Below are 11,319 nucleotides of genomic sequence, written 5' to 3' on the forward strand. Positions count from 1 at the left end.
TCGCTCCCCTGGCTGGGGCCGGAGCGCTCTCGCCCCGGCCTTCACCGCACTGACCCGCGGCGGCGCACGGATGTGACAGCCCGCCGGAGGAATTTTCTCGGGAGCGCCGGACCGGGCGGTCCAACCAGGCGGTCTAGGCGTCCGACAGCGTCGGCAGCTCGCCGACCGTCGTCGACAGGTCCATCACCGCGAAGGCCGCCCCCTGGGGGTCGGTGACCGCCGCGAAGCGCCCGAACGGGCTGTCCATGGGGCCGAACTGCAGCGCCCCGCCGTGCTTCTTCGTCTTGGCCACCGCCTCGTCGCAGTCCGGGACCGCGAAGTAGAGCTGGACGTAGGAGGGGACCTCCGGCGGGAACTCGCCGCCCATCCTCATCCGGCCCAGCACCGCGTCGTCCAGCCCGGAACCGCCCAGGCCGAAGACCTTGAAGTCCATGTCGGCGGCCTCCGGGTCGTCCCCCGGCTCCATCCGCTTGACCTCGTACGGGAAGACCCGCGGCAGGAAGGCGTCCGTCGCGGCCGGCTCCCGGGTGAAGACCTCGGCCCAGGCGAAGGAGCCCGGCTCGCCCGTCTTCTCGAAGCCCTTGTGCTCGCCCGGCTGCCAGACGCCGAACACCGCCCCGCTCGGCTCCTTCGCGATCAGCATCGTGCCGAGGGCGCCGATCCGCATCGGCTCCATCAGCAGCTCTCCGCCGGCCGCCTTGACCTTCTCGGCGGTGGCCGCCGCGTCCGACGAGGCGAAGTACAGGCACCACTGGGACGGGGCGTCCGCCCCCGGCATCGGCGGGACGACGGCGGCGACGGCCTTCCCGTCGGAGTAGGCCTGGGTGTAGTTGCCGTACTCGCTGCTGGCCTCGCCGAAGGTCCAGCCCAGCACGTCGGCGTAGAAGGCCTTGGCACCCTCCACGTCGGTGAACATCGCGTCCGCCCAGCACGGTGCGCCTTCCGGGAACTCAGCCATGATCGATCGACTCCTGTGTCGTGTGCGCATGCCTGCGGGGTGCGCGTGCCCGTCGGGTCGCGCGCCCGTCGTGTACTCACGCTAGGCGCGCGGTGCGCCGCCCGCGCGGGGAGCGCCCGCGCGGGCCACGCTGGAGCCATGGACAAGGACACCACCCTCCACATCGCGCAGCAGCCGGAGGCCGACGCCCTGCTGTCGCGGAGCCCGCTCGCCGCCCTCGTCGGGATGCTGCTGGACCAGCAGGTGCCGATGGAGTGGGCCTTCTCGGGGCCCTGGACGATCGCGCGGCGGCTCGGCGCCGACGACCTGGACGCGCACGTGATCGCCTCCTACGACCCGGAGGCCTTCGCCGCCCTCCTCTCCGAGAAGCCGGCCGTGCACCGCTACCCGGGGTCGATGGCCAAACGGGTGCAGCAGCTGTGCGCGTACCTGGTGGAGCACTACGACGGGGACGCCGAGGCCGTCTGGGCCGGCGTCGGGACGGGCGGGGAGCTCCTGGGGCGGCTGAAGGACCTGCCCGGCTTCGGCGAGCAGAAGGCGCAGATCTTCCTCGCCCTGCTGGGCAAGCGCCTGGGCGTGCGCCCGGAGGGCTGGCGGGAGGCGGCCGGCGGCTACGGGCAGGCCGGTGTCCACCGCTCGGCGGCCGACATCACCGGCCCCGAGTCCCTGGCCAAGGTACGCGCCCACAAGCAGGAGGCGAAGGCCGCCGCGAAGGCCGCCAAGGCGACCGGCCCCACGCCCGGTTGACCGCCGGCCCCACGCCCGGTTGACCGCCGGCCCCACGCCCGATCGACGCCGGTTCCCCGCCCGACCGGCCGGACGGGCACCCGGTTGACCCCTGCCGCCGGTCTGTCCGGCCCGTAGATTGGGGGACATGACAGAGATCGTTACCCGCGCCGCCACCGCCGAAGCCATCCAGGACGCCCCCGGCAGCCTCATCACACTGCTCACGGACACCGCCGAACTCACTTGCAACACGGCCACCTTCGACGAGGGCGCGGCCGGCGCCCCGGTGCACTTCCACACCAGGGCGACCGAGTTCTTCCACGTCACCGCCGGCCGGCTCGACGTCCTCGTCGGCGACGAGATCCACACCCTCGGCGCCGGCGACTTCCTCTCGGTCCCGCCCGGCGTCAAGCACGCCTTCGCCCCGGCCGCCGGACACCCGGCCGCCGTGTTCGTGGGCTTCACCCCCGGCATGGGCCGCTTCGACTACTACCGGCTCCTCGGCCGGGTCCACGCGGGCGAGGCCACCGTGCAGGACATCAAGGACAGTTCACCGACGTACGACAACCACTACGCGGAAAGCGCGCTCTGGAGCGGCCGCCGCCGCAGCGCGGAGCCGTAGACCTCGTCCGCGTCGAGCCGGCGCAGCTCCTCCGCGATCAGCTCGGCCCCGCCGCGGATCTTCAGGGCCACCCGGCGGTCGGGACTGCCCGGCAGGCTCAGGGTGGCCAGCACGCCCGCGGGCCGGTCCACGCGGATCTCGCCGCCCCCGGTGTGCAGCGCCACGCCCGTGATCACCGGGCCCTCGCTCGCCACCCGGGCCACCGGCACCCCCAGCCGGTCCTCCAGCCAGCGCGCCAGCAGTTCGGAGCTCGGGTTGTCGGGCTCGCTCTCCACCGTCGCGCCGGTCACGGGCAGCGGCTTCTGGTCCAGGGCCGCCGCCAGCAGCGCCCGCCACGGCGTCAGCCGGGTCCACGCGAGGTCGGTGTCCCCAGGCTGGTACGAGGCGGCGCGCACGTCCAGCGCGCCCACCGGGTCGGACGCGGCCTGGGCGTCGGTGATCCGGCGCTGGGCGAGCCTGCCGAGGGAGTCCCGGGCCGGATCGGCGGGGGCGTCGGCCGGCCACCACGCCACCACGGGGGCGTCCGGCAGGAGCAGCGGCAGCACGACCGAGCCCGCCTGACCGGTCAGCTCCCCGTGCAGGCGCAACATGACGACCTCGCCCGTCCCGGCGTCCGTGCCGACCTTCAGCTCCGCGTCGAGCCGGGTCGCGCGGAGCTTGTGCGGACCCCGGGAGGTCCGCTTGATCACCGCGATGATGCGGCACGGGTGCTCGTGCGAGGCCTCGGAGGCCGCGCGCACGGCGTCGTAGGCGTTCTCCTCGTCGGTGACGACGACGAGCGTCAGCACCAGCCCCAGGCCGGGGCTTCCTATGGCCCGGCGGGCCTCGAGCAGGGCCCGGTTGACCTTGCTGGACGTGGTGTCGGTGAGTTCGGTCCGCATGCACCGAGTCTGTCAGCGCCCGGTCCGGTCCGGGTACCAGGTTCCCTCGATTCCTCCTGGACCGCTCCGCGGGCCGGCACGCGGGCCGGTACGCGGGCTGCTCCACGGGCCGGTACGCGGCCCCGAGCGCCGGCCCGGGGCCGCGCGACCTCACCTGCGCTTGCGCGCCGTCCCGAAGACCGACCGCGAGATCTCCCGGCCCAGCTGCGTCCCGATCGAGCGGGCCAGCGAGCGGAACAGCCCGCTGCCCACGACCTGTTCGGCGAGCGAGGGATCGGGCCGCGGGGCGCCGCGCGCGCCCGCCTTCTGCGCCGTCCTGGCCTCCTTCTCGGCCTCCGCGGCGGCCGCCGCCGCCTCCGCCGCCGCCTCGGCCGCGGCCTGCTCGGCGCTGATCCTCTCGTACGCGGACGCACGGTCGACCGGCTCCGCGTAGCGCGAGTGGAGCGGCGAGGACTTCACCGCCCGGTCCAGGGCGGCCGCGTCGATCGGGCCCATCAGCGACTCCGGGGCGCGCAGCCGGGTCGCCGCGACCGGGGTCGGGGCGCCGTTCTCGCTGAGCACGGTGACGACCGCCTCGCCGGTCCCCAGGCCGGTGAGCAGCTCCTCCAGGTCGTAGGGGGAGTCGGGGAAGGTCCGCACCGCCGCCTTCAGCGCCTTGGCGTCGTCGGGGGTGAAGGCGCGCAGCGCGTGCTGCACCCGGTTGCCGAGCTGGGCGAGGACGTCGGCCGGCACGTCCTTCGGGGTCTGCGTCACGAAGAAGACGCCGACGCCCTTGGAGCGGATGAGGCGGACCGTCCGGGTGATGGACTCGAGGAAGGCCTTCGAGGCCCCGTCGAACAGCAGGTGCGCCTCGTCGAAGAAGAAGACCAGCTTGGGCCGTTCCAGGTCGCCGACCTCAGGCAGGTCGTTGAAGAGGTCGGCCAGCAGCCACATCAGGAAGGTGGAGAAGAGCTGCGGCTTGTCCTGGACGGCGTGGAGCTCCAGCACGGAGACCGTTCCGCGGCCGTCGGCGGCCGTACGGAGGAGCTCGCCGGTGTCGAACTCGGGCTCGCCGAAGAACTCTGCGGCGCCCTGCTGTTCGAAGGCGGTGAGTGCCCGCAGGATCACCCCGGCCGTCGCCGTCGACAGCCCGCCGATGCCCTTGAGTTCCGGCTTCCCCTGGTCGGAGACGAGGAAGGCGGCGACGGCGCGCAGGTCCTTGAGGTCGATGAGCTCCAGGCCCTTGGAGTCCGCGTAGTGGAAGATCAGGCCGAGGGACTGCTCCTGCGTCTGGTTGAGCCGGAGCACCTTGGACATCAGCACCGGGCCGAAACTGGTCACGGTGGAGCGGAGCGGGATGCCGGGGCCGATGCCGCCGAGCGAGTAGAACTCGCTGGGGAAGCCGGTGGCGCGCCACTCCTGGGCGACGTCCGCGGCCCGCCCGGCGACCCTCCCGTCGGGCGTGCCCGGCGCCGAGATCCCCGAGACGTCGCCCTTGACGTCGGCGAGGAAGACGGGGACGCCGTGGGCGGAGAGCTGCTCGGCGATGAGCTGGAGGGTCTTGGTCTTGCCGGTGCCCGTGGCGCCCGCGACCAGGCCGTGCCGGTTGAGCATCGACAGGGGGATGCGGATCTGCCGGTCGGGCAGGCAGGCGCCGTCCCAGAGCAGGGCCCCCAGGTCGAGGGCGGGACCGGTGAAGGCGTACCCGGCGGCGATGCGCGCGGCCGGATCCGCCTCGTCGCCGGTCGTCGGGGCCTCGCCGCCCGTTCTCGGGTCTGGGTCGGTGCTCTCGCTCATGCATCCCTCCCGAATTGGTGCTGTATGCCACTTTTGCACCAACCCAGCGAGGCTGCGCCCGCGGGCACCGGCCCGGTAGGCTTTCCGTGTGATCTTCAAGCGCATCGGTAACGGAAAGCCGTACCCCGACCACGGCCGGGAAAGCACCCGGCAGTGGGCGGACGTCGCGCCGCGCCCGGTCCGGCTCGACCAGCTGGTGACGACCAAGGGACAGCTCGACCTCGAGACCCTGCTCGCCGAGGACTCCACCTTCTACGGCGACCTCTTCGCGCACGTCGTCAAGTGGCGGGGCGACCTCTACCTCGAGGACGGGCTGCACCGCGCCGTGCGCGCCGCGCTGCAGCAGCGCCAGGTGCTGCACGCCCGCGTCCTCGAAATGGACTGACGGCCGCCGTCGACCGCCGCTCCGTGCGGGGCACTGCCGCTTCGTACGGGATTGCGCCTTTCGGGTCGCCCTTGACGTATCAGCACATCATCGAGTGGGCATCACCACCGAGCGGCATTACGCTGCGCTCATGAGCATGCTCACTCCCCCCGGCATGGGCGGAAAGTACCGCGTCACCGGTACGGCATATCCGCGCATGAGCCGTAAGCGGAGCCCTCGCCGGATCATCCTCTCTGTGCTCGGCGCGGCCCTCGCCCTCGCAGTGATCAGCTACGGGGCACTGCAGCTCATCGACGTGTTCCGGGGGGACAACCCCAAACGGAACACGGCCGCGGGCTCCAAGGACTGTCCGAGCGGGAAAGCCGGGGCGGCCGTCAAGGGCGCCCCCGCCGCCGCGTCGGCCCCGGCGAAACCGGCCGTCGTGCTGCCCAAGCCCGGTGACATCACGGTCAACGTCTACAACGCGACCGCGCGCGCCGGGCTGGCCAAGGCCGTCGGCGACGAGCTCGCGAAACGCGGCTTCCTCATCGGCAAGGTCGGCAACGCCCCGGCCGACTTCGACAAGAAGGTCCCCGGCACCGGGATACTGCTGGGCTCCCCCGCCACCGACAAGGCGGCCTTCTCCGTGCTCGGCGCCCAGCTGGCCGGCACCACCGTGCAGAACGACGCCCGGGAGAGCGCCGACATCGACCTGATCCTCGGCGACGCCTTCAAGGAGCTCAGCACGAAGGAGGACGCGGACAAGGCGCTGGCCCTGCTGGCCAACCCCGTGCCCGTGTCCCCCCGGAACTGCTGAGGCGCCGCGGCGCCGTACGACCGCCGTCCTACTCGGCGGAGCCGTACATCCGGTCGCCCGCGTCGCCCAGGCCCGGCACGATGTAGCCGTGCTCGTTGAGCCGCTCGTCCACCGCGGCCGTCACCACCGTCACCGGCGTGCCCGCCAGTTCGCGCTCCATGACCTCGACGCCCTCCGGGGCGGCCAGCAGCACCACGGCGGTGACGTCGTCGGCGCCGCGCTTGATGAGCTCACGGATCGCCGCGACCAGCGTGCCGCCGGTGGCGAGCATCGGGTCCACCACGTAGACCTGCCGGCCCGAGAGGTCCTCGGGCATGCGCGTCGCGTACGTGGAGGCCTCCAGGGTCTCCTCGTTGCGGACCATGCCCAGGAAGCCGACCTCGGCGGTCGGCAGCAGCCGCACCATGCCGTCGAGCATGCCGAGGCCCGCGCGCAGGATCGGCACGACCAGCGGGCGGGGGTGGGAGAGCTTCACACCGGTGGTCGGGCCGACCGGGGTCTCGATGTCGGCCTGTTCGGTGCGCACGTCCCGGGTGGCCTCGTACGCGAGCAGGGTGACCAGCTCGTCGGCCAGGCGGCGGAAGGTGGCGGAGTCGGTGCGCCTGTCGCGCAGCGTGGTGAGTTTGTGCGCCACCAAGGGGTGATCGACGACCTGCAAACGCACAACATCCTCCAAGACTCGGATTCAGGGTTTCGACCTGCGACCTGCAAAAACGGCCGCAAGACGCGACCCGCACCCGAAAGGCTACGCGGTGCCGGGACCGCTTCGCGTCCCACGGCGCGGACGCGGCCCCGGCCGCCCGGAGATGCGGCCCGCACGGACGCCCAGCACGCTGGACTGATGAGCAGCGCACCGGTGATCGCGGCCGTCGACGGATCCGAGCACAGCCTGAGGGCCCTGGAGTGGGCGCGGGCCGCGGCCCTGCGGCACCGCACCGGGCTGGTCGTCGCGCACGTGCTGCCCGACCACGCGCAGCTGTACGCGGGGCGCAGGTCCGCGTTGCACGACCGGGGGCAGCCCGAGGAGTTCGCCGACCCGGTCGGCGACCGCATCCGGGTCCTGCTCGGCTCCCGCCCGGACCTGCCCGACGTGGTGCGGTACGAGTCGCTGGAGGGCTCCGTGCCCGAGGCGCTGCGGGTGATCGGGGCGGAGGCCGGCATGCTCGTGATGGGCTCCCGGGGCCGCGGCGGCTTCGCCACCCTGCTGCTGGGCTCCAGCAGCCGCGCCGTGGCCGGCTCCGCGCCCTGCCCGGTGGTGGTGGTACCGCACGCGGAGCGCGGCGCCGGCGCCGCCGCAGGGGCGTCCTCCGGGCGGGTGGTGCTCGGGCTGCACGCCGCCGAGACCCCCGAGGACGTCCTGGACTTCGCGTTCGCGGAGGCGGCCGCCCGGGGGACCACCGTCCAGGTGGTCTCCGCGTACGTGGTCCCGCCCGCGCCGACCATGGTGGTGGACAGCCCCTTCGCGGTGATCCCGCCGGAGGGCCTCGCCGACGACGGAGACGCCGTACCGGCGGAGCGGGAGATGCTGCGGTCCCAGACGGAGCGGCTGGCCCCGTACCGCACCCGCTACCCGCAGGTCCCGGTCGAACAGGCGGCCGTGCCGGGCGACGCGGCGGGCCGGCTGGTCGACGCGTCCCGGTCGGCGGCGCTGGTCGTGGTGGGGCGCCACCATCCGCGGCGCAGCGCGATGTCGCTGATGATCGGCTCCGTGGCGAACGCGGTGCTCCAGCACGCCCACGGCCCGGTCGCCGTCGTCCCGGCCCTCCCGGACCGCGCCCGACCGGTCTGACCTGCGCCGGGGTGGCATCAATCGGGCCGACCGGGGGAAGGTGGCTTCGGGGGGTCTGCTTCGCGCCGGCGAAGGAGGACGACCGGATCAGCCGGGGTGGTGGCCGATGCCCGACACGCAGTCGAGCGACGACAGCGTCGACGACGGGACGCCGGAGACCGCGGCGCAGCGCAGAGCGCGGCGCGCGCAGTTCCTGCGCGACCTGAACGAGGCGCGCGAGCTGCGCGAGCGCGTGCAGCCCCGGCGGGCCCGCGCCGCCCGGATGCGCCAACAGATGCGGATGCGCACGTTCCGGTGGTGAACGCCGCCGCGGTCCGCGGAACGCGCCGCGGCGCGCGGCCGACACGGCCGAACGGGCCGCCGCCGCGCGGGGCCCCGGCAAGGCCCCGGCAGGGCCCCCCGAAGGGCCCGGGACCCGTACGGCACCCCCGCCCCGGCGCCCCCGTACGCACCGCACGGCGCACGGCACGGCGCGACGCAAGCGCGGAAGACCTCTCGCAAAGCCGCTGTTTCTGCCACGATGCCGATTGGGCGGGGCACGGACGGCGAGCAGCACAGCCGTTCCACCCCATCCTCCGGCCGGGGGGACCTCCAACCGGCACGCCTAAGACCAGTGGGAGAGTCACGGTGTACTTCGCCGCACTGCTCGCGCGCACCGAAGACGGGTGGGAAGCGAGCGACATGGAACTCGACGACGTCGAGTCCCTCAGTGATCTGATCGATCTCGCCCGTTCCGCCGCTGTCGACGACGACACGGTGGTCGCCCTCATCGAGCAGGAGGACGCCTGGTTCGGCGTCGTCCGCGTGGACGGCGAGGAGGATCCGCGGTACTACGTATCGAACGCCGCCGCGGCCGCCCGCAGCTCCTACGGCTCGATGCTGACCAAAGAGCTGCTGGGCAGCGACGAGGAGGAGGACGAACTCGACGAGCTGGACCTGGACGGCACCGAGGACGGCGAGGAGGAACCCATCGCCGCCTTCGTGGACGACGACGAGGAGGAGGCGGGCGGATCCGGCGCGGAGCCGGTGACGGCCGGTCCCCTCGGCGACCCCCGGCTGCTGGACGACCTCGGGGTCACGAACAAGCAGCTGATGACCCTCCAGGGGGACGCCCTCTCGGAGATCGCCGAGTCGCTCGGCGCCACCGAGGTCCTGGAGGCCGTCCGCCTGTGACCCGCACGCACGAGGCGCACGGTACGCACGGCCCCGCTCCCGATCCCGTACGGGACCCGTGGCGGGACGCCATGCGCCGGGCGCTCCTGGAGGCCGCCCGGGCGGTGCCGGCCGGCGACGTGCCGGTCGGCGCCGTCGTGCTCGGACCGGACGGCGAGCTCCTCGCCGCCGGCTGCAACGAGCGCGAGGCGACCGGCGACCCCACCGCGCACGCCGAGGTGGTGGCCCTGCGCCGGGCGGCCGCCCGGCTCGGGGAATGGCGGCTTCCGGGGTGCACCCTGGTGGTGACCCTGGAGCCGTGCGTGATGTGCGCGGGCGCGCTCGTGCAGTCGCGCGTGGCCCGCGTCGTCTACGGCGCGGCGGACGAGAAGGCGGGCGCGGCCGGCTCGCTGTGGGACCTCGTACGGGACCGCAGGCTCAACCACCGGCCCGAGGTGGTGGGCGGGGTCCTCGCCGAGGAGTGCGCGCGCCAGCTGACGGGCTTCTTCCGGACGCTGTGACGGATACGGATTTCAGAGCACGGCTCACCGTGGGCTAAGCTCTCTCTCGGTAGCGTGTCCGAGCGGCCGAAGGAGCACGCCTCGAAAGCGTGTGATGGTGCAAGCTATCCGTGGGTTCAAATCCCACCGCTACCGCTCTTCAACCGAGAGCCCCGCCCCGCAAGGGTCGGGGCTCTCGGCGTTCCCGGGCCCGGCCGGCCTCCGCGCGGCTCAGTGCCGCTCCGTGCGACTCGGTGCGGCTCCGTGCGAGCCGGCCCTCCGTACCGTCCGGCGCGGCCCGCGGCCAGCCCCCACGCCTGTCCGGACGACTTCCGCGTGACCGGCCGCCCGCTCGGCCGTTGTCACGGCATGACCAAGACCCAGCGCATCCTCGCCGCCTTCGCCCTCGCGGGGGCCGCCGCGGGCCTCGCCGCACCCGCCGCCTCGGCCGCCCCGATCGCCCCCCTGACCCTCCCGGACCTTCCGACGGCGGCTCCGGGCATGCCCGCCGGTGCCACGCCGGGCTCCGTCCAGGAGATCGGCGCGAAGCTCAACGAGCTGAACCAGCTCAACCAGCTGATGGACCTGCCGAACCAGCTGGCGCCCGTGATCGCACCCGTCCAGCCGATCACGGACCTCGCCGGCGGCATCGAGTAGCGCGCGGGCGGGGCGCCGCCCGGGAGCGCGGACGCGAAGAAGGCCCCGGCCGCAGCCGGGACCTTCTTCGCTCGGGACGGGGGGAGCCGCGGTCAGGGGGAAGCCCGCGGCCCGGACCCCGCAAGGAGGTCCTGTCCCTCACCCACCGGTTTCCTGCCAGAACCGGTGGGCTCACACCCATCCTGCGCCTCCCTCCACCGCGGACCGGGCGGCAAAAGGCCCGGAGTGCGGGGCCCTTGGTCCATAAAGGTCGGGTGAGTGATCACATCTGACCGGTTAGACTCACCCGACTTTGCAGGACCGTTGGGGAGGCCGACACCGCTCATGGACACCAAGAAGCTCATCACGGGCGTCCTGACCGTGTTCGCCCTCTTCGTGATCATCACCCAGCCCAAACGGGCCGCCGAGATGGTCGGAATCGGCTTCCAGGGAATATCGGATGCCGCATCCGGCATCGGCGAGTTCATGACCGAACTGGTGCGCTGAACCCGTACGCTGAAGCGGTCTCCGGATGCTCCGGCCCCCCACTCCGACGGGTGGGGGGCTTTTTGCGTACCCACATGAGGCATATTGCCCCTATATCCCCAACTTGCCGTCAACACGGCTATATACGGTGCTTGCACACAGTGCACATCTCTTGTGATGCTATGACCGCTTTTGACGGATAAGTTGACTGAAGGGGTGGCGTGACCGTGCCGGCCAGTACTGCGCCTCAGGTGCCACCCCAGCAGGACCTCCCGGCGGTATCCCCGCAGGAACCCCCGCACGCCTCCTCGCACGAGCCCCACCAGGAATCCCAGGTGCCCCCCCAGCAAGAGCCCCGCCAGGAGCCCCGGGAGGAGCCCCAGGCCGCCTCGGCCGCCTCGGCCCCCGCGGCCCCTGCCGCCCCCCCGAGGCCCCCGAGCCGGGGCGCGGACACCCGGGCCCTCACCCAGGTGCTCTTCGGCCAGCTGAAGGGCCTGCAGCCGGGCACCTGTGAGCACTCCCGGGTGCGCGGGGCGCTCATCGAGGCCAACCTCCCGCTCGTCCGGTACGCGGCCGCCCGCTTCCGCAGCCGCAACGAGCCGATGGAGGACG

Annotated in this window: 14 protein-coding genes, 1 tRNA gene and 1 pseudogene; 12 read left to right on the forward strand and 4 right to left on the reverse strand. The window is 73.2% G+C overall.

Features of this window, described 5'->3' with window-relative positions:
- Positions 1–133: 133 nt before the first annotated feature.
- Positions 134–958: a VOC family protein gene (locus ACFWU6_RS28515; protein ID WP_383983788.1), complete on the reverse strand. Its 825-nt coding sequence runs from the start codon at positions 956–958 to the stop codon at positions 134–136.
- 138 nt (positions 959–1,096) lie between these two features.
- Here ACFWU6_RS28515 and ACFWU6_RS28520 point away from each other — a divergent pair, with 138 nt between their 5' ends.
- Entirely contained in the window at positions 1,097–1,705 is a 609-nt protein-coding gene (locus ACFWU6_RS28520; RefSeq protein WP_383799069.1) for an HhH-GPD-type base excision DNA repair protein, read from the forward strand.
- Between the two features lie 127 nt (positions 1,706–1,832).
- Positions 1,833–2,306: a cupin domain-containing protein gene (locus ACFWU6_RS28525; protein WP_383799067.1), complete on the forward strand. Its 474-nt coding sequence runs from the start codon at positions 1,833–1,835 to the stop codon at positions 2,304–2,306.
- Here ACFWU6_RS28525 and opcA read toward each other — a convergent pair.
- Positions 2,255–3,187 (reverse strand): glucose-6-phosphate dehydrogenase assembly protein OpcA, encoded by a 933-nt coding sequence (gene opcA, locus ACFWU6_RS28530; RefSeq protein WP_383799064.1) that lies wholly within the window; start codon positions 3,185–3,187, stop codon positions 2,255–2,257. The genes ACFWU6_RS28525 and opcA overlap by 52 nt on opposite strands.
- Positions 3,188–3,337: 150 nt before the next feature.
- On the reverse strand, positions 3,338–4,963 hold the full coding sequence (locus ACFWU6_RS28535) for a helicase HerA-like domain-containing protein (RefSeq protein WP_383983790.1): 1,626 nt from the start codon (positions 4,961–4,963) through the stop codon (positions 3,338–3,340).
- Positions 4,964–5,051: 88 nt separating this feature from the next.
- On the opposite strand from ACFWU6_RS28535, the gene ACFWU6_RS28540 reads away from it, so the two are divergent.
- Together ACFWU6_RS28540 and ACFWU6_RS28545 are read left to right on the forward strand one after the other, a co-directional pair.
- On the forward strand, positions 5,052–5,348 hold the full coding sequence (locus ACFWU6_RS28540; RefSeq protein ID WP_017240525.1) for a type II toxin-antitoxin system VapB family antitoxin: 297 nt from the start codon (positions 5,052–5,054) through the stop codon (positions 5,346–5,348).
- Positions 5,349–5,478: 130 nt separating this feature from the next.
- Positions 5,479–6,144 (forward strand): LytR C-terminal domain-containing protein, encoded by a 666-nt coding sequence (locus ACFWU6_RS28545; protein ID WP_383799058.1) that lies wholly within the window; start codon positions 5,479–5,481, stop codon positions 6,142–6,144.
- A 28-nt stretch (positions 6,145–6,172) separates the two neighbouring features.
- Here the strand turns inward: ACFWU6_RS28545 and upp are convergent, their stop codons facing one another.
- Positions 6,173–6,808 (reverse strand): uracil phosphoribosyltransferase, encoded by a 636-nt coding sequence (upp, locus tag ACFWU6_RS28550; protein WP_383799056.1) that lies wholly within the window; start codon positions 6,806–6,808, stop codon positions 6,173–6,175.
- A 177-nt stretch (positions 6,809–6,985) separates the two neighbouring features.
- Here upp and ACFWU6_RS28555 point away from each other — a divergent pair, with 177 nt between their 5' ends.
- The 8 genes and pseudogenes from ACFWU6_RS28555 to ACFWU6_RS28590 form a co-directional block, all read left to right on the forward strand.
- Positions 6,986–7,933, forward strand: a complete 948-nt coding sequence (locus ACFWU6_RS28555) for a universal stress protein (RefSeq protein WP_383983792.1) — start codon at positions 6,986–6,988, stop codon at positions 7,931–7,933.
- Positions 7,934–8,039: 106 nt separating this feature from the next.
- Positions 8,040–8,234, forward strand: coding sequence for a hypothetical protein (locus tag ACFWU6_RS28560; protein ID WP_383799050.1), 195 nt, complete (start codon positions 8,040–8,042; stop codon positions 8,232–8,234).
- Between the two features lie 326 nt (positions 8,235–8,560).
- Entirely contained in the window at positions 8,561–9,106 is a 546-nt protein-coding gene (locus ACFWU6_RS28565; protein WP_383983794.1) for a hypothetical protein, read from the forward strand.
- Positions 9,103–9,606, forward strand: a complete 504-nt coding sequence (gene tadA / locus ACFWU6_RS28570; RefSeq protein WP_383799045.1) for a tRNA adenosine(34) deaminase TadA — start codon at positions 9,103–9,105, stop codon at positions 9,604–9,606. The genes ACFWU6_RS28565 and tadA overlap by 4 nt, the downstream gene beginning before the upstream one ends.
- A 48-nt stretch (positions 9,607–9,654) precedes the next feature.
- Positions 9,655–9,741 (forward strand) — tRNA-Ser (locus ACFWU6_RS28575).
- Positions 9,742–9,954: 213 nt separating this feature from the next.
- Positions 9,955–10,242 carry a hypothetical protein gene (locus ACFWU6_RS28580; RefSeq protein WP_383799043.1) on the forward strand — a complete coding sequence of 96 codons (288 nt, stop codon included), beginning with the start codon at positions 9,955–9,957 and terminating at the stop codon, positions 10,240–10,242.
- Positions 10,243–10,566: 324 nt separating this feature from the next.
- Entirely contained in the window at positions 10,567–10,728 is a 162-nt protein-coding gene (locus ACFWU6_RS28585) for a hypothetical protein (protein ID WP_383799040.1), read from the forward strand.
- 314 nt (positions 10,729–11,042) lie between these two features.
- A pseudogene (locus ACFWU6_RS28590) lies at positions 11,043–11,319 on the forward strand (RNA polymerase sigma factor SigF); the annotation flags it as partial.

It is taken from the genome of Streptomyces sp. NPDC058674 (assembly GCF_042716505.1).
Taxonomy (GTDB): domain Bacteria; phylum Actinomycetota; class Actinomycetes; order Streptomycetales; family Streptomycetaceae; genus Streptomyces.

Coding starts and splice junctions, on each gene's coding strand:
- ACFWU6_RS28520 (WP_383799069.1), top strand. CDS start 1,097: ATGGACAAGGACACCACCCTCCACATCGCGCAGCAGCCGGAGGCCGAC.
- ACFWU6_RS28525 (WP_383799067.1), top strand. CDS start 1,833: ATGACAGAGATCGTTACCCGCGCCGCCACCGCCGAAGCCATCCAGGAC.
- ACFWU6_RS28535 (WP_383983790.1), bottom strand. CDS start 4,963: ATGAGCGAGAGCACCGACCCAGACCCGAGAACGGGCGGCGAGGCCCCG.
- ACFWU6_RS28515 (WP_383983788.1), bottom strand. CDS start 958: ATGGCTGAGTTCCCGGAAGGCGCACCGTGCTGGGCGGACGCGATGTTC.
- opcA (WP_383799064.1), bottom strand. CDS start 3,187: ATGCGGACCGAACTCACCGACACCACGTCCAGCAAGGTCAACCGGGCC.
- ACFWU6_RS28560 (WP_383799050.1), top strand. CDS start 8,040: ATGCCCGACACGCAGTCGAGCGACGACAGCGTCGACGACGGGACGCCG.
- ACFWU6_RS28545 (WP_383799058.1), top strand. CDS start 5,479: ATGAGCATGCTCACTCCCCCCGGCATGGGCGGAAAGTACCGCGTCACC.
- ACFWU6_RS28585 (WP_383799040.1), top strand. CDS start 10,567: ATGGACACCAAGAAGCTCATCACGGGCGTCCTGACCGTGTTCGCCCTC.
- ACFWU6_RS28555 (WP_383983792.1), top strand. CDS start 6,986: ATGAGCAGCGCACCGGTGATCGCGGCCGTCGACGGATCCGAGCACAGC.
- ACFWU6_RS28580 (WP_383799043.1), top strand. CDS start 9,955: ATGACCAAGACCCAGCGCATCCTCGCCGCCTTCGCCCTCGCGGGGGCC.